Source organism: Marinobacter alkalisoli, from assembly GCF_045449795.1.
In the GTDB taxonomy this organism is placed as follows: Bacteria; Pseudomonadota; Gammaproteobacteria; order Pseudomonadales; family Oleiphilaceae; genus Marinobacter.
The window spans coordinates 380,760-397,725 of record NZ_JBJJLB010000016.1 but is presented as its reverse complement, the minus strand read 5'-3'; the positions used below and the strand labels follow the sequence as shown (position 1 = coordinate 397,725).

17 protein-coding genes and 1 tRNA gene are annotated in these 16,966 nt (G+C 57.6%); 11 read left to right on the top strand and 7 right to left on the bottom strand.

Annotated elements, in window-relative coordinates:
* Positions 1-69 precede the first annotated feature (69 nt).
* Genes ACJO3M_RS06405 through ACJO3M_RS06395 form a run of 3 tightly spaced genes read left to right on the top strand, consistent with a single transcriptional unit; the run spans position 70 to position 3,070 of the window.
* Complete coding sequence (locus ACJO3M_RS06405; protein WP_407000539.1) at positions 70-936, top strand: putative selenate ABC transporter substrate-binding protein; 867 nt, start codon at positions 70-72, stop codon at positions 934-936.
* On the top strand, positions 936-1,586 hold the full coding sequence (locus ACJO3M_RS06400; RefSeq protein WP_407000538.1) for an ATP-binding cassette domain-containing protein: 651 nt from the start codon (positions 936-938) through the stop codon (positions 1,584-1,586). Before ACJO3M_RS06405 ends, ACJO3M_RS06400 begins: the two co-directional genes overlap by 1 nt.
* Positions 1,587-1,603: 17 nt before the next feature.
* Complete coding sequence (locus ACJO3M_RS06395) at positions 1,604-3,070, top strand: PhnE/PtxC family ABC transporter permease (RefSeq protein WP_407000537.1); 1,467 nt, start codon at positions 1,604-1,606, stop codon at positions 3,068-3,070.
* A gap of 36 nt (positions 3,071-3,106) precedes the next feature.
* Here ACJO3M_RS06395 and ACJO3M_RS06390 read toward each other — a convergent pair whose 3' ends face one another.
* Together ACJO3M_RS06390 and ACJO3M_RS06385 are read right to left on the bottom strand one after the other, a co-directional pair.
* Positions 3,107-3,430, bottom strand: a complete 324-nt coding sequence (locus ACJO3M_RS06390; protein ID WP_407000536.1) for a hypothetical protein — start codon at positions 3,428-3,430, stop codon at positions 3,107-3,109.
* 65 nt (positions 3,431-3,495) lie between these two features.
* The gene (locus ACJO3M_RS06385; protein WP_407000535.1) at positions 3,496-3,888 is read right to left on the bottom strand and encodes a hypothetical protein; all 393 of its coding nucleotides are present in this window, start codon (positions 3,886-3,888) and stop codon (positions 3,496-3,498) included.
* 198 nt (positions 3,889-4,086) lie between these two features.
* Here ACJO3M_RS06385 and ACJO3M_RS06380 point away from each other — a divergent pair, with 198 nt between their 5' ends.
* From ACJO3M_RS06380 to ACJO3M_RS06370, 3 genes are read left to right on the top strand one after another with little or no spacing between them, the layout of a single operon-like run.
* Positions 4,087-5,007: an ABC transporter ATP-binding protein gene (locus tag ACJO3M_RS06380; protein ID WP_407000534.1), complete on the top strand. Its 921-nt coding sequence runs from the start codon at positions 4,087-4,089 to the stop codon at positions 5,005-5,007.
* 25 nt (positions 5,008-5,032) lie between these two features.
* Positions 5,033-5,794, top strand: a complete 762-nt coding sequence (locus ACJO3M_RS06375; protein WP_407000533.1) for an ABC transporter permease — start codon at positions 5,033-5,035, stop codon at positions 5,792-5,794.
* Positions 5,755-6,309, top strand: a complete 555-nt coding sequence (locus ACJO3M_RS06370; protein WP_407000532.1) for a DUF192 domain-containing protein — start codon at positions 5,755-5,757, stop codon at positions 6,307-6,309. The genes ACJO3M_RS06375 and ACJO3M_RS06370 overlap by 40 nt, the downstream gene beginning before the upstream one ends.
* A gap of 54 nt (positions 6,310-6,363) precedes the next feature.
* Here ACJO3M_RS06370 and ACJO3M_RS06365 read toward each other — a convergent pair whose 3' ends face one another.
* Together ACJO3M_RS06365 and ACJO3M_RS06360 are read right to left on the bottom strand one after the other, a co-directional pair.
* Positions 6,364-7,509, bottom strand: coding sequence for a choice-of-anchor P family protein (locus ACJO3M_RS06365; protein WP_407000531.1), 1,146 nt, complete (start codon positions 7,507-7,509; stop codon positions 6,364-6,366).
* 188 nt (positions 7,510-7,697) lie between these two features.
* Entirely contained in the window at positions 7,698-8,483 is a 786-nt protein-coding gene (locus ACJO3M_RS06360) for an enoyl-CoA hydratase (RefSeq protein ID WP_407000530.1), read from the bottom strand.
* Positions 8,484-8,712: 229 nt separating this feature from the next.
* Here ACJO3M_RS06360 and ACJO3M_RS06355 point away from each other — a divergent pair, with 229 nt between their 5' ends.
* From ACJO3M_RS06355 to ACJO3M_RS06340, 4 genes are all read left to right on the top strand, one after another.
* The gene (locus ACJO3M_RS06355; RefSeq protein WP_407000529.1) at positions 8,713-11,313 is read left to right on the top strand and encodes a DUF6351 family protein; all 2,601 of its coding nucleotides are present in this window, start codon (positions 8,713-8,715) and stop codon (positions 11,311-11,313) included.
* A gap of 108 nt (positions 11,314-11,421) precedes the next feature.
* Entirely contained in the window at positions 11,422-11,565 is a 144-nt protein-coding gene (locus ACJO3M_RS06350; RefSeq protein ID WP_407000528.1) for a hypothetical protein, read from the top strand.
* Positions 11,566-11,587: 22 nt separating this feature from the next.
* On the top strand, positions 11,588-12,505 hold the full coding sequence (locus ACJO3M_RS06345; protein ID WP_407000527.1) for a DMT family transporter: 918 nt from the start codon (positions 11,588-11,590) through the stop codon (positions 12,503-12,505).
* A gap of 18 nt (positions 12,506-12,523) precedes the next feature.
* Positions 12,524-13,327: an enoyl-CoA hydratase-related protein gene (locus tag ACJO3M_RS06340; protein ID WP_407000526.1), complete on the top strand. Its 804-nt coding sequence runs from the start codon at positions 12,524-12,526 to the stop codon at positions 13,325-13,327.
* 57 nt (positions 13,328-13,384) lie between these two features.
* Here ACJO3M_RS06340 and ACJO3M_RS06335 read toward each other — a convergent pair whose 3' ends face one another.
* The 3 genes from ACJO3M_RS06335 to ACJO3M_RS06325 all read right to left on the bottom strand — a co-directional run bounded on the left by ACJO3M_RS06335 (position 13,385) and on the right by ACJO3M_RS06325 (position 15,332).
* Entirely contained in the window at positions 13,385-14,380 is a 996-nt protein-coding gene (locus ACJO3M_RS06335) for a hypothetical protein (protein WP_407000525.1), read from the bottom strand.
* 162 nt (positions 14,381-14,542) lie between these two features.
* A tRNA-Leu gene (locus tag ACJO3M_RS06330) sits at positions 14,543-14,629 on the bottom strand.
* A gap of 79 nt (positions 14,630-14,708) precedes the next feature.
* Positions 14,709-15,332, bottom strand: coding sequence for a class I SAM-dependent methyltransferase (locus ACJO3M_RS06325; protein WP_407000524.1), 624 nt, complete (start codon positions 15,330-15,332; stop codon positions 14,709-14,711).
* A 187-nt stretch (positions 15,333-15,519) separates the two neighbouring features.
* Here ACJO3M_RS06325 and ACJO3M_RS06320 point away from each other — a divergent pair, with 187 nt between their 5' ends.
* On the top strand, positions 15,520-16,965 hold the full coding sequence (locus ACJO3M_RS06320) for a cytochrome ubiquinol oxidase subunit I (RefSeq protein WP_407000523.1): 1,446 nt from the start codon (positions 15,520-15,522) through the stop codon (positions 16,963-16,965).
* The last annotated feature ends 1 nt before the right edge of the window (position 16,966 follow it).

Genomic DNA, 16,966 nt, shown 5'->3' with positions numbered 1-16,966 from the left:
AATCAGGGTATCCTGAACATCCGTGCAGTAACGCACTGAAATTTCCACTGTTATAAAAGGAATCACTCCATGGCCATGAGCTTTATACGGAAATTCATGCTTTCCAGCCTGCTAGCCCTTGCCTCATTCACGGTTTCAGCCCAGACATTCGTGTTCACCGCCATACCGGACGAGGACGAAACCAAGCTGAAAGAGCGTTTTCAGGGTATAGCGGATTACCTGCAGGAAGAGCTGGATGTTGAAGTCCGATACATTCCGGTCAAATCCTACGCTGCCGCGATTTCCGCATTCCGCAACAACCAGGTGCAGCTGGCCTGGTTTGGTGGTCTGTCCGGCGTTCAGGCCCGGGCACTGGTGCCGGGATCCCAGGCGCTGGCCCAGGGCGTTGAAGATGAAGCCTTCTATAACTATTTCATCGCACACAAGAGCACCGGCCTGGAAAAGTCCGACACCCTGCCGGAAGAGGTGCGCGGTAAGACTTTCACCTTTGGCTCGAAGGGGTCCACCTCCGGCCGCCTGATTCCGGAATACCATATTCGCCGGATCTTTAACGAAGCCCCCGAGGACGTGTTCTCCAGGGTTGGCTTCAGTGGCAACCACACCCGTACCCTGCGTCTGGTGGAAGCCGGTACCTACGATGTTGGCGCCATCAACTATGCCGTTTGGGAGAAGGAACTGGAGAACGGCAATATCAACACCGACGAAGTGAAAGTCATCTGGGAAACTCCGACCTACCCGAACTATCAGTGGACCATCCGCGGTGATGTGGACAACCGGTACGGCGAGGGTTTCACTGACAAGGTCCGGCAGGCCCTGCTGGATATGGATGATCCTGCATTGCTGGAAAGTTTCCCCCGCTCAGGGTTCATCCCGACGGCCAATGAAAACTACGAGCCCATCCGCTCAGTGGCGGAGCAGATTGGAATTCTGGATTAATGTCAGGATTTCAGCTCTCCGGACTGACGGCCTCCTTCGATGGCGAGCGGGTTATTGGCCCGCTCAGCCTGGATGTTAAGGAAGGCGAACGAGTGGCGCTGGTCGGAAAGAGCGGTGCCGGTAAATCAACGCTGATCAAGTTGATTCACGATCGGGTCGACGGCCATGCTTCCCTGGTGCCGCAGGATCTTGGCCTGGTGAATGCGTTGCCGGTCTTCCACAATGTGTTTATGGGGCAACTGGATGCCCATCCGGCATGGTACAACACCCTGACCCTGGTCCGGCCCTTCCGCAAGGACCGTGATGCCATCAGGGTGCTACTGCGTGAACTCTCCATGGCGGACAAGTTCTGGACGCCAGCCGCGTCCCTTTCCGGCGGGCAGCGCCAGCGGGTGGCCATCGCACGCGCGATATACCGAAACGCCGACCTCCTGCTCTCGGACGAGCCCATATCGGCCCTTGATGGCCCCATGGCTCACCTGGTCATGAAAGCTTTGAATCAGCGGTTTGCGACCAGCGTAACCGCCCTTCATGATGTGGAGATGGCGTTGACCTACGCCACGCGAATTGTCGGCATCCAGGATGGCCAGATTGCGCTGGATGAACCCAGCCAACGATTATCCGCGGCTGATATCATGCCGCTGTACTGACGGGCGACAGCAACCGTATGTATCTCTCTCCCACCCTGAGAATCAGCCTGCTCTTTCTGGCGATCGCCATCGCCGGGCTGTTCTTTGCGGACATCGCCATCACCACCGCCAACCCCTGGCAGGATCTCGGGCGATTTTTCCTCGGGGTGGCCACACCCGATTTTTTCAGCACTGAAGGACTGGCTACAGCATTGCTGCGAACCGTGGCATTCGCTTTTGTGGGCGTTGCACTGGGCAGCGCGTGCGGCTTCCTGCTGTCGCTTATTTACCGGTTTTCTCCGGTGCGAATCTTCTGCGCCTTTATACGTGCGATTCACGAACTTTTCTGGGCGTTGATCTTTCTGCAGTTTTTCGGCTTTCACCCGCTGACGGGGGTGTTGGCCATCGCCATTCCGTACGCGGGCATATTCGCCAAGGTCTATTCCGAAATTCTCGAGGAATCGGACCCCGGCCCTGCACGTTTGCTGCCGCCCGGCACGGGCGTTATCTCCACGTTCCTGTATACCCGCATACCGGATTGCTGGGTACAGCTTCGCACCTATACCGCCTACCGCCTGGAATGCGGGTTGCGCTCCAGCGCGATCCTGGGGTTTGTCGGGCTGCCCACCCTCGGGTTCTACCTGGAGACTTCCTTTTCCCAGGGGTTCTATTCCGAAGCCGGGGCCATGCTGATTCTGTTCTATGTCCTGATTGCGACCATTCCCCTGTGGGTGAAACCAAAACTGCTGCCGATCTATATCCTCGGCGCCCCCTTCTTCCTCGGTGACGGCATGCCCATCATCTGGGGCAACGTGGAGCGTTTCTTTACCGAGGACATTGTTCCGGCGCCGCTGAGAGACGGCGAGGGGCTGGCCGGGCTGGGTTCCTGGTTTGGTGATCTGATGCTTAACGAGGCTATGCCGGGAATATGGAATACCCTGGTGCTGACCCAGATTGCTCTGGTGGCCACCGGGATTCTCACCCTGCTGGCGTTTCCGCTGATCTCCAACCACTTTGGCGGCCCGGTCAGGCGCACCTCCGGCCATGTGTTGCTGGTGATTGCACGCTCCACCCCCGAGTATATTCTTGCCTACATTCTGCTCCAGCTCTGGGGGCCGTCCATGCTACCTGCCGTGGTGGCGCTGGCGCTGCATAACGGCGGCATCATTGGTCACCTGATCGGGCGGCAGACCAACACCATAACGCTCCGCCCAGACGCTCCCACCGGCTATCGTCGGTATAGCTGGGAGCTTGTGCCACGCGTGTACCGGTCTTTCCTGGCTTTCCTGTTCTATCGCTGGGAAATCATCATGCGGGAAACCGCCATACTCGGGATACTCGGTATCTACACCCTGGGGTTCTATGTGGACAGCGCAATCCAGCAAATCCGCTTTGATCGCGCCATCGTGCTGATCCTGATCACCGCCCTGCTGAATATCGGTATCGATATCCTTGGGCGTTACATACGCCGCAAACTTGCCCTGCAGACCATGCCGACCTGCTGATGTTGCAGTGTTGGGAAAAAGGTATGACCGGTGAATTCAGGCAGAGCCCTGGGCCGCGGCACGCGGGCCGGACGGTTCCAGTTGCCAGTCGGTGCCCAGATCCATGGCTTGTGATGAATCGGGCGAGTCGAGGGGAACGCCGGCAATAACAGGCTTGCTGAAACTGCCATCATCAAGGTGGCGCATGGACTCAACGTCCACCGAACGTACCAGGTAGGATTGGCCATCAAGCTGCACCCGCGCCCGGTGCGTCAGCCCAAAGATAAAACGGCAGTAGTCCAGCTTGAGCTGGAGCAAATCCTGTTCGGCTTTGCGGATTTTGCGGAGGAGAACTTTCTGAACGCTTTCGCTGTAATCCATCACATCTTTCCTGGCCAACTTGTTATTCCAATTATTCTACACAATCCTGACACCCTGTCATGGCCCTAGTTTCCTTCGGCCTGAAATACCAGTTTCACCGGCATATCATCGAACACCCTGTTGCCCTGTTTCAGATCAATACGCCACAACATGTCGGGATCGGTGGTGCAGAACGGCGCGGTGAAAGTAGCGCGCCAGACACCAATGCCTGCTTCCGTTTCCGCCCGCGTTAATGGCACCGGGTATTCGCCCAGGTACATGGATTCCCCCTTCAGCACCGCCAGGAAGCGGTCCGGATTGGAGCTGGTGTGAAGGCGCAGATGGTATTCCTGACCCTGGGTGCCTACTTTACCCTTTTCCAGTTCCGCCACCCAGAGCGTCCCCATCATCTTCCATTCACATGGGCCCATGTGAAGATCGCAAACCGGCGTTTCTGAAGCCTGCTCTTCCCCGGACATCAGCCATCCTGGCCCAAAAACAGCGGCTGCTATCAGCCCCGTCATTAGTACAACAACCGCAATCGCTCGTAACAATTCCATTTCCTCCAAGCAAAAGGTGGCATTATGGTCATTCACAACAGGAACGCAAAGGTTTCTAAACCACTGCCCATCGTGAGAAAATACTGCGCTTTGATTCACCACCCACAGGATACGCCAGTGCAGCCGGACATTTCCGTAAAGCACCTGAACAAAGTATACGCCGATGGATTTCAGGCCCTGAAGGATATCAACCTGGACATCACCCCGGGTGAAATCTTCGCCCTGCTCGGTCCCAATGGTGCGGGTAAAACCACATTGATCAGCATCATTTGCGGTATCGTGAACCTCTCCAGCGGCGAAGTGAAAGCCGCGGGCCACGACATCGTGCGGGACTATCGCAAGGCCCGGGAAAGCATCGGCCTGGTCCCCCAGGAACTGAACACCGACGCGTTCGAAACGGTCTGGGACGCGGTTTCATTCAGCCGTGGTCTGTTTGGTAAGGCGCCAAAGCCGGCGCATATCGAAAAGGTCCTTAAGGATCTATCGCTCTGGGATAAACGGAATAACCGCATCATGTCTCTCTCCGGTGGCATGAAACGCCGGGTGATGATCGCCAAGGCGTTGTCCCATGAACCCAGGATTCTGTTCCTCGACGAGCCCACCGCCGGGGTGGATGTGGAGCTGCGCCGGGATATGTGGGAGATGGTTCGCCATCTCCGGGAAGACGGCGTCACCATTATTCTGACCACCCATTACATCGAAGAAGCCGAAGAGATGGCGGACCGCATCGGCGTCATCCGTGAGGGGGAAATCATCCTGGTCGAAGAAAAGGACCGGCTGATGAGCAAGCTCGGCAAAAAGGAACTGCGCCTGCAGCTTCAGTCACCATTGGAGACGGTACCGGGCGAACTGGTGCTGGAGCCGGTTGAGCTATCCGATGATGGTTACGAGCTGATCTACACCTTCGACTCCCAGCAGGAACAGGCCGGTGTTGCACGCCTGCTTCGCACCCTGGGGGATATTGGCATCGAATACCGGGACCTGAAGACCCGGGAAAGTTCGCTGGAAGAGATCTTCGTCGGCCTGGTTCACGATTAGTGGCGCCGACATACTGGAGCAACCCATGAATTTATATGGTATCCGAGCAATTTATAACTTCGAGATGGCCCGTATGCGCCGCACTCTGATGCAAAGCGTGGCGTCGCCGGTGATCTCGACATCGCTGTACTTCGTGGTCTTCGGATCCGCCATTGGCAGCCGCATGGGCGATATCGATAACATCAGCTATGGCGCCTACATTATCCCGGGCCTGGTGATGCTTTCATTGTTGATGCAGAGCATCTCCAATGCCTCTTTCGGGATCTATATGCCCAAGTTTTCGGGCACCATCTACGAAGTGCTTTCGGCGCCGGTTTCCTACGTGGAGGTCGTGCTGGGTTATGTGGGCGCCGCGACCACGAAGTCGGTGATCCTCGGCCTGATCATACTGGCCACCGCCAAACTGTTCGTGGATTACGACGTGCTGCACCCGTTCTGGATGTTTTTCTTCCTGGTGCTCACCTCCGTCACCTTCAGCCTGTTTGGCTTCATCATCGGCATCTGGGCCGATGGCTTTGAGAAACTTCAGATTATCCCGATGATGATCGTAACGCCTCTGGTGTTCCTGGGCGGCACTTTCTATTCCATCGAGATGTTGCCGGAGATCTGGCAAACCATCAGCCTGTTCAACCCGGTGGTGTACCTGATCAGTGGTTTTCGCTGGGCCTTCTACGGGGTATCCGATGTTCATGTCGGCATCAGCGCCGGCATGATTCTGATGTTCCTGACTGCCTGCATGGTGGCGATATGGTGGATATTCAAAACCGGTTACCGGCTGCGGTCGTGACAGGACTTTCAGCAGGAACCGGCCGTTACGCCGGGGTTACATGCCTGCTGATTGGGTGCCTGTTCGTGCTGGGGGGCATGGCCAGGGAAACCATCGCGGAGGAGCGGTTGCCATTACGTCAGGCATGCCTGATCTCCGACAAGGGAGTCATCCCGATTACTGTGGAAATGGCAATCACTGACTCCCAGCGCAGGAAAGGGCTGATGGGGCGGGAATCACTCCCTGCGAACAGCGGCATGCTGTTTGTCTATGACGAACCCAGAAAACCGGACCACGGGTTCTGGATGTACAAAACCCTGATTCCCCTGGACATCGCCTATCTGGATAAAACCGGGACCATCAAGGCCATCAAGCACATGGCCCCCTGCAGATCCCGCACAAGTTCAGGTTGCCCGGTGTACCGCGCGGGGGTCAGCTTTTCCGCTGTGTTGGAAATGAACCGCTCCTTTTTCCGGAACCACGGTATTTCGGTAGGTCACCATTTCTCAACCAGCGAGTCCATCTGCAAACATTGAGATATCGAAGGCCAGCCCGGGATTTGTGGCCCGGGCCAGCCAAAGGCAAGGTGGTTATTTCTTCTTGCCTCCCTTGTTTCCGTTACCACCTTTGCTGTCATCATCTGTCTTGCATGACTTCGGTTTGTGAAGCTGGATGTTTCCGCCCTGGCTCAGTGTTCCACTGGCGGAGTAGCCAGAGTCACAACTGATGCCAAAGGTATCGGATCGTCCCGGTTCACCATTGTCTGCAACGGTTACCGTGCAGAAGGTAGCGCCGCCGTCATCGGCAACGTAATCCAGCTCGCGGGTTGTGGCATCGACAATACGATAGTCGACGACTGAACTGCCCCGTATGTGATGGCCCGGTGCAACCAGGTTGAAACGGCCTTTCATGTCGCCATTGGGGAACACGCCACCGTTCATGCCGAAGTTCACACGCTGCCCATAGTCATCGAAGAAAAAGCCACCACCGGTGACAAAATCCGCTGCAGGCGGGCACTCACCGTCCGGCCCACTACCACAGATCAGTCCCGCCTCGGCCCGGGAAACTTCGACTTCAGCTACTGGCGTACCCAGAGCGCCGAGAACCTCCACGCGGAGCGCAGTTACGGTGATGCTCTTGTCGGTTTCGACCTGTTCATTGATCGTCACTTTGATCAGCCCGCCAATATCCAGGGTCTGATTTGGCTTTCCGCTCACCTCGATGGGCATGCCATTGATCGTCAGCCCGACGATGTCAGAGTACCCGGAAAGAACCGGAGAGCCGTTGGTACACTGTGCCGAAGCGACAGCCTGAAGGACCGTGGCGCTGATGCTCAGATCAACGCCCAGGGACGTCAGATCAAGTCCGAGTCCCGCAGTAATGGCCATGGAATCGGTGCGGTGGCCGGAGCCCACCGTTGTCGCGTGCAGAACGCTGGCCCGAACCAGTCCCTGATCTACGTTTAGCAGGGACTCATCCTTGCTGCCCCCATGACTATCGAGCTGTCCCGTATCAGAGAGCACGATGTTCTCTTTGAGGAGCAGGAGGTTAAGGGACAAATCCAGCGCGGTCGAGCTGCCGATATAGGACGGCATCACTGACGTGTCAGATCCACCACCATTGTTCCCATTATTCGACTTGGGTGCGGCGACAGCCAGAGCCGAAGCAAAACACATTGCCACGGCCACAACGATCGCTACACCCCCTTGCCTGAGTGTTGCAGTATCCAAGGTCATATCACTCTCCTTGTTAGTTTTTATAGTGTGGCTACTGTCCTGGTTTCCCAAACCACATTATGAGTATTAGTGCTAACAAGGAGTGCGAGAAAGACGGATTCACTCTATAGAATGGCCAAAGTAGTACAGATGTACATAAAAGGGATATATCAACTTCAAGAACAGGTGCTTAGCGGGCTGTCGAGTTTTCAGTTGTCCTTCCATTCCGGTTTGCGCTTCTCCAGAAACGCGCAAATCCCTTCCTGGGCATCACCGGCGGCCAGGTTATCGGTCATCACCTGGGAGGTGTAGTCATAGGCATCCGCCAGGCCAAGTTCCAGCTGCCGGTAAAACGCTTCCTTGCCGACTTTCAGGGTATGGCTGGACTTGCCAGCAATAACCCGGGCCATGTTGTACACCGTTTCGTCCAGTACCTGTTCGTCCACCACCTTGTTCACCAGCCCGATCTGCTCTGCCCGCAGCGCGCCGATCATCTCGCCAGTCAGCAGCATTTCCATGGCGTGCTTGCGATGCACATTGCGGGATACTGCCACCATCGGGGTGGAACAGAATAACCCGATGTTAACGCCGGGGGTGGCAAACCGCGCCGTATCCGCCGCAACCGCCAGGTCGCAACTGGCCACCAGCTGGCAACCGGCGGCCGTGGCAACGCCGGCAACCCGGGCAATGACAGGTTTCGGCAAATTGACCACCTGTTGCATGACCTTGCTGCACTGATCAAACAGAGCTTTCTGCTGATCCTGGTTGCCAAACTGTTCCCTGACCTCTTTCAGATCATGGCCGGCACAGAACACCCGGCCACTGGCACCGAGTACAACGACCCGGGTATCCGGATCTTCAGCCAGAGACTCTAGCCGGTCCGATAACGACTGCAACATGGCCATGGACAGACTGTTGCGATTCTCCGGCTGGTTCAGGGTCAACGTTGTGATGCCATTGTCGGTGGCAACGGTAATCATCTCTTCCGCAGTCATGGTGACCTCATTCCTCAGACTTTCTCACAGTATTCAGCGGCCCCGGCGTCAAGTCGAGCAGACTTTCGTCGGCATCGTCCGCAACGCCGTCCCAGGTAGTTCGTGACACAGTTCACAAAAGTGACACCCTCCAATGTCCGCGTGGCCAACGCCCAGACAGTAAAACTTATGGTTTTATGTCGGCAAAGCGTGACAAAACATCACAAAAAAACAACAAAAAGAGGTAATCATGAGACTAATCAAGCAGGCTTTGCCCTTGGCAGTCGTAATAGCGCTCACCGGCTGCGGCGGAGGTGGCGGCGGCTCAGATGACAACCCCGATGACACGACCAGCGCGGTGGATTCGGAACAGCAGGAAGTGGCTGGCCAGGGTGTTATCCGCGTGCTTTCAAACCGGCCCGACCTGATCAACGGTGGTGACGCCCTGGTAGAAGTGGCGTCAGCGAATCTTGAGGGCGCCAGAATCCAGCTCAACGGTAAAGACATCAGTGACGCCCTGACCGCCATGGAGAACGGTACGCGTCGTGGGCTGATCACCGGCCTGGAACTCGGCGAGAACGAACTCAAGGTTATCCTCGGTAAAGGCGGTGTGCTGCGCAAAACCATCACCAACCACCCCAAAGGCGGCCCGGTATTCTCCGGCCCCCAGGTTCAGCCCTGGAACTGCACCAACGAGAACCCGGTAGACGACAAGTGTAACCAGCCGGCGGAATTCGAGTTAAAATATGTGCCCCAGTCGCAGTTTGACCTGTTTGCCGAAAGCTTTGACCCGGAATCCCCCGGATTACCGGGGGCATTCCTGCCCTACGACCCCGAAAACCCGCCACCGTCCGAAGACATCGCCCAGGTCACCACCGATGAAGGCGTCACCGTTCCCTACATCGTGCGGGTGGAAACCGGCGTGATGAACCGCGATCGCTACCAGGTCATGTCCCTGTATCAGCCGGATCAGGAATGGTCAGCGTTGGCGCCCCAGGAACAGTGGAACGGCAAAATCCTGATCCATCACGGGGGCAACGTGGGCGTCAGCTACGGCATGGGCCAGCCGCCCAATGGCGATATTGCCGGTACCGCGCCGGAGGGAGCGGAAACCCTGTTGGGGGACAGCATTTCCGTCGCCCTTGCACGCGGCTTTGTGACCCTGTCCACGGCCCAGGCCAACCTCGGGCATAACGTCAACCTGGTGACCGCAGCGGAATCCCTGGTAATGGCCAAGGAACACATCGTTGAGCAGTATGGCCCGGTGCGTTACACCATCGGCACCGGATGCTCCGGCGGCGCCATTGCCCAGCAGCATATCGCCAACGCCTATCCGGGCATTTATCAGGGGCTGATCGTTCAATGCTCCTACCCGGATGTGTGGACCACCGCCACCCAGTTTGCCGACTACAACCTGCTCAACGAGTACCTGGGCAACAAGGTATCCGAAGACCCGGCAGACCTGCTGACTTTCGTTGAGAGCCTGCTCACCTCACCGGTACTGGCGGTCCAGTGGCCTGCGCTGTACGGCCACCTGCCGGTAAATCCGATCGTTTCCGACCTGGCCTTCTTCCCCTCGGCGGAGCCGGATCAGGAGAACTGCCCGGGCCTGGCGGGACAAGCGGACGTGTATGATCCGGAAACCCGCCCGGATGGCCTGCGCTGCGGCCTGATTGATTACATGGTCAATCAGTTCGGCACGCGCCAGCCAGACGCGTGGTCCCCCAATGAGCAACTGCTGTCACGGGGCTTTGCCGGCATTCCGCTGGACAACACCGGCGTGCAGTACGGCCTGAAAGCCTTGCAGGACGGCGTCATCACTGGCGATCAGTTCCTGGCCGTCAACCGCGACATCGGTGGTCTCGACGTGGACATCAACTACCAGCCGGAGCGTATCGCTGCTGACCCGGAAGCGCTGGAGAATGCCTACCGCACCGGTGCAGTCAACACTGCGGAAAACCTCGCCAACGTCCCCATCATCGACCTGCGCGGCCCGGACCCCGGCATTGCCCACGACGCCTTCCACTCCTGGCAGGTACGGGCCCGGCTGCAAGAAACCCAGGGCCACGCCCGCAACCACGTGATCTGGTACGGCGCCTTCCCGCTGGCCGGCGATACCATCTTCACCACCGAAGCACTGCTGGTCATGGATCAGTGGCTGGCCGGCATAGAAGCTGATCAGGAAGCGACTCCGGTGCCGAACAAGGTCATCGCCAATAAGCCCGTCACCGCCAGGGACCGTTGCCTGTCGCTGTCCGCGCCGTTCTCTGCAGAAGGCCCCAAAGCGCCCTACACCGGTAACCTGCTTTATCCGGAGCCGCAAGTCTCCGGGCTGGATTCCGACCAGATTCCCACCTTCCCCGCAGAGCTGGGCCAGATACTGGACGTTGCCACCGGGCAAGTCTGTGGCCTGGATCTGGGCGACCTGGGGCTTCCCGACACCATCACCGACCCGCTCCAGCCCATCACAGACGAGGTCGTGAAAATCCAGGAACTGGTGGTCCAGACCCGCTTCGGCACCCCGCGCACCGTCGCCGGTGACGCCATCACCACACTGAACAACAAATGCCAACTGAAACCCGTGGAACCGGCGGACTATCCGGCCAGCATCCTTGACGGCGTGCTCACTTCCGATAACTTCGCCCAACAAGTCGCGGAGATCTTCCCGAACGGTGTCTGCGATTACAGCAAACCTCCGGTCGGCAAAGTGCCCACCCTGACCTGGTTGCAGTATGGCAATGAGAATGATGTCACCACCGGAGGCGAACCACTGCCCATACAGAAAGATACCGTCGCAGGCTGGGCTTCCCCGGCGTTCGGGGTGGATCTGAACCCAAGAACCAATCTCTGATCCCTGCCAAACAGGGGCGGCGCCTGCTGCCCCTGTTTGGGTTGCTATCCTCCCTCCTCGCCCACAAGATAGAGACAGTTCAGCTATTTTCTCAGGGAGAGGACCGTCATGCAGAAATCCACCATCCTTAAGATCGTTGTTGCCGTTGCCATCATCGTCGGCGGCATCTTGGTCGTCATGAAGGACGACCCGGCTGTGCCAACCGGAGACATCAACACCATCACCCCACTGCCAGATCAGGACAACCAGTAACACACGCCAGGGAACCGGTAACTTGACCGTAGAAACAACCCGGATAAAAGGGCTGACTATTGCCGCACTGGGCGTGCTGTTTATTACCCCGGACGCGCTCCTCGTAAAGATTACCTCCGTCGACCCGGTTGTTTTCGTGTTCTGGCGGGGCCTTCTGCTGGCCATCAGCTTTTACGTGATCAGCTGGCTCAGGTACCGCTCACGACTGGTACCCGAGATCCGCAAATGCGGCTGGAAAGGCCTGTTCTGCGCAGGGGCCTTTGCCATAAGCACACTGGGCTTTGTAGTGGGCATGAAAAACACCGCCGCCGGCAACGTTCTGGTGATCCTGAATACCGCGCCGGTGATTGCCGCCGTGATCGCGTGGGCAGTGTGGAAGGAAACCCTGCCCCTTAGAACCTGGGCCATCATCCTGGTGTGCGTCACCGGCGCCACGTTCATGGCGATTGGTGAATGGGGCAAGGGCAACCCGCTGGGGCTGATCATGGCATTCGTTGCCGCCACGGCCCTTGCCTCCAACCTAAACATGGCCCGTTCCAAACCGGACAGCGACATGAGCGTGATGCTGATGTTCGGCGCCCTGCTGCTGGCCGCTGTGGCCGCGCTGGCCGGCGGCGCACACATACCCTCACCCCGGGACAGCTTCTTTATCGCCCTGCTCTGCCTGGTGTTTCTCCCCATGGCCTGCATTCTTATCCAGATCGGCCCCCGTTATATTCCCGCGGCGGAAGTCAGCCTGATGCTGCTGTTGGAAACCGTACTGGGCTCCTTCCTCGTCTGGCTGTTCCTTGGCGAAGTACCGCCCAGACTCAGCCTGATCGGCGGGGTTATCGTGTTCTCCGCCCTGGCCGTTCACGGCTGGGTTGAAGTACGAAGGTACCGGCGAAGTCGCACGCAGTTGATCAACCCGGACCCGGCGCGGGAAGATACGCACTACTGATCACAAGGAATCGAAGCCATGACCACCCTACCGCAACTGACCGACGCCCTGCTGACCCTGGAAAACCGGGTAGCCACCCTCACCCTGAATCGCCACGACCTGCGCAACGCTCTGACAGGATCCCACCTGATCGAGGACATCGTGAGCACCGCCGAATGGGTAAACCAGTGTGAAGACGTATCAGTACTGGTAATCACCGGCGCCGGTTCCGCCTTCAGCGCCGGCGGCAACATCCGCGACATGGCCAACCGCAGCGGTGATTTCGCCGGCGATGTGGCCGAATGCGCCGACCGCTACCGCAAAGGCATCCAGCGAATCCCCCTGGCCCTGCAGGATGTGGAAGTCCCCATCATCGCCGCCGTCAACGGCCCCGCCATCGGCGCAGGCTTCGACCTGGCCAACATGGCCGATATCCGCCTCGCCTCGGAAACCGCAAAGTTCGGAGAAACCTTCCTCAACCTCGGCATCATCCCCGGCGATGGCGGTGCCTGGTTCATGCAGCGGCTGATCGGCTACCAGCGAGCCTTCGAACTGACACTCACCGGCCGCATCATCGATGCGAAAGAAGCAAAGGAACTGGGCATTGTTCTGGAAGTCGTCCCCGCCGATGAACTGCTCAATGCAGCACAAGCCATGGCGGATCGAATGGCCAGCCAGCCGCCGAAAGCCACGCGCCTGACCAAGCGCCTGATGAAAATGGCTCCGCGTATGGAGCTGAAGGATTTCCTGGATGTATGCGCCAATTTTCAGGGCATGTGCCACAACGAGCCGGAGCATCTGGAGGCGGTTAATCGGATGTTGGAGGCTATGGCGAAGAAGTAACGGCCTATCAGTTAGCCGCATCAGGGGCAGCTTGTGCTGCCCCTGTATACTCAGTTACTACAGAGCACCCGGGAACACGTTGGCATCGAATTCGTCGCAGGTTTCATAGGACTCAACAGTATTATTGTTGACCTCCACGACAACGTCCGCGCCGGTGCCGGTGTCCATCCCGTAACGCACTTCAACCACACCATCCCCTGCCATACGATTGATCCCCTGGATGGGGCATAGGGTCTCCTGGGAGAGATCGATCACGACGGGGCTGGGCGTTGTATAGTCAACGTAGCCGTTCATTGCCGAGCTGATCAGTTTGAATTGCGTACTTAAAGACAGCTGGTCGCCCTCAACGCTGAGGGTAATGAGTGAGCCCTGCAATGCGACGTAACTTGTCCCTTTCTTGAACTCCAGAACATCAGATGTCAGCGTCAGAGTGGCCTTTTCCGCAGCGGCATCAGAGGTTTCTGACCAGCTATCACCACCTTTGAGAGCGAATGGCGTGTCGGAGGCAACAAAGCTCCCGGAGATATTGAAAGTCTCCGAACCACTCCAGGATTCCGATCCGGAGCTGGAACTGCCACTTTCCTTGTAGGTGTAGGAACCGTTCAGCTCAACCTGACCGAAACTCACCGTCGTCAATCCACAATTGCTGAAGTCGTAGCGCAGGTCAGTGACGCCGGAGACAGAATTGTCGGTGACCTTGACCGAGCCGCCCTCATTTTCGCAAGCCAGATCCACGGAAGCATCCTGCGCCTGAGCAGTCGCGCCATCTTGAGCGACCTCCTCCAGCCCGCCAGAGTTGATAACCTCCTCGACTTCAGTCACGAGGTCCAGGGCTTCTTCCGATGACTGATAGGCAGACGTCGTACCCTCGAAATCTTCTTGCGTGTTGAGCGATGCCTTACGGGTCGAATAGCCGCCATCGTCCAGAGAAAGCGATCCACCAGACGACACTTCACGATCACTCCCACCTCCTCCGCCGCCACCACCACAGGCGGACAAAACCAGAGCGACGGACGTCACCATGACCGACTTGATAAAGGTTTGCTGCTTCATATGATCTCATTCCCTTGGTTTTTCATTGTGTTCACAGGGCACCCAGCCCAAGCCTTTTATAGCGGAATGTCGTGAAAATAACCATGTTTGGCTTTCTGTGAGCGGTGGAGAGCATGACGGTGATCACGAAAGTTGGGGTGAGGTCATATGGTAGGAAGCAAATGGTGCCCGGAGCCGGAATCGAACCGGCACGGCCTTGCGGCCGAGAGATTTTAAGTCTCTTGTGTCTACCAATTTCACCATCCGGGCATCGGAGGGAGGTTTTGAGGGGCAGAATTGTATAAGGCCGTGTCGGCTAACGCAATTCCAATTGGCCGCCGGGGAAAGCTCATGCCGCTTTGACTGCCCTGCCCTTGTAGATATAGCCGGCGATCTTTGGGGCTTTCGGCATGTAGAGGTTGTCCAGTTCCAGAATGTCGAACCCGGTTTCGCGGATCAGGTCGGCTATCGGGCGGTTCAGGTGGCAGCCCCCGGCCAGTTTTTTCCAGCCCGGGGTGATCCGGTGTTGCCACCGGCGAACGCCTTGGTCACTGGATTCTCCGTGCTCCAGGAACAGCAGTTCTCCGTCGGGTTTGAGCACCCGTTTCATCTGCTCCAGAGCGGCCTGCCAGTCGGGTATGGTGCACAGGGTGAAGGTCAGCAGAACGGTGTCTACGCTGTTGTCAGGCAGCGGGATTTTCTCTCCCGGCAGGTCCAGCCATTCCACGTTTACCGGTGACCGGCTGAGGTTTTCCCGGGCTTTTCGGCGCATGCCTTCGGACGGCTCCAGGCCATAGACCAGGCTGACGGTGTCCGGGTTATAGAATTCCAGGTTGATGGCGGAACCCATGCCGACTTCCAGCACCACGCCCCTGGCCTTCGGTACGACCTGGCTACGCAGTTTCATCACCTGGCCCACGGAGCAGGTGCAGTCTATGATGTGAGGCAGTATTCGGTCTTCGTAAAAGCTCATTGGATTCGCCATAATTGTTATAGATCAAGGGACAGAGACATTTTGTCCTGTTGGTCAGGGCCCTGTTTTTAGTAGCATGGCCCGCATCTGCCGGTAATAACAACTTTACAATATGAGCTTAGGCAGCGGCCGAACGGGTGCGCTTTGCCCGTTTTTGTAACGTGTGAGTAGTTACCGGAGGTTCCCAATGGAACTTGATCCTCTCATCCTATCGCGAATCCAGTTCGCGTTTGTGGTGTCATTTCACGCCATCTTTCCGGTGTTCACCATCGGGCTTGCTTCCTTCATCGCTGTGCTTGAAGGGCTCTTCTTTAAAACACGCAATCCGGTATGGGAAAAGCTTTCGGGTTTCTGGACCAAGGTCTTTGCCGTTGTCTTCGGTATGGGGGTGGTGTCCGGCATTGTGATGTCGTTCCAGTTCGGCACCAACTGGAGCAATTTTGCCCAGGCCTCGGCCAACTTCCTCGGCCCGGTTCTCAGTTATGAGGTGGTGACGGCGTTCTTCCTGGAAGCTGCGTTTCTTGGCGTGCTGCTGTTCGGGCGCAACAAGGTACCGGCCGGTGTTCACCTGTTTGCGGCCATTATGGTGGCGCTGGGAACCTTTATTTCCTCGTTCTGGATTCTGGCCGCAAACAGCTGGATGCACACTCCTGCAGGTACGGAACTGCGTGATGGCGTGTTCTACGTAACTTCCTGGAGCGAAGCCATTTTCAACCCGTCTTTCCCCTACCGCTTTATGCACATGGGGCTGGCGTCGTTCCTGACCGGCAGTTTCGTGGTTGCCGGGGTCAGCGCCTGGTACCTGCTGAAGGGCCGCGAGATAAAGGCGAACAAGAAAGCGCTGTCGATGTGTCTCTGGCTGCTGCTGTTCATCGCGCCTCTGCAAGCGGTTGTCGGTGATTTTCATGGTCTGAATACTCTGGAGCACCAGCCGATGAAGGTGGCGGCAATGGAAGGCAACTGGGAAACCTCTACCCATGTGCCGTTGTTGCTGTTTGCGATTCCGGACCAGGAAAACCAGACCAATCTGTTTGAGATTGGCTTGCCGGGCGTGGCAAGCCTCATCCTCACCCACGAATGGGATGGCGAGGTTCCGGGCCTGAACGAAATATCGGCCGATGAACAGCCCCCGGTTGCATTGGTGTTCTGGTCATTCCGGGTGATGGTGGGCCTTGGTTTGCTGATGATCGCCTTTGCGGTGACCGGTCTGATCCTCAGGGCGGGTGGTCGCTACTGGCGTTCTCCCTGGTTCCTGCAGGGGTTGCGGTTTATGAGCATTACCCCCTTTATTGCGGTACTGGCCGGCTGGATAGTGACAGAGACCGGCCGCGCGCCCTGGCTGGTGTACGGGATGATGAACCACGCTGATTCGGTTACACCGTCCCTCACCGGCGGTATGGCCCTTTTCACTCTGATCGGCTATATCGTGGTGTACGCCCTGGTGTTCTCTGCCGGGGTCTATTATCTCATGCGTGTACTGTATGTCGGTCTGGAGGACTCACACGAAGACGACGATCATGAAGCGGAGCGCCCGAAACGCCCGTTGTCCGCAACCCATGTGCCCTTTGAGATTGAGCACAATGAAGGCGACCTTGTCGGTACCGCGAAACCCACCAAGCACGGAGGCCATTGAT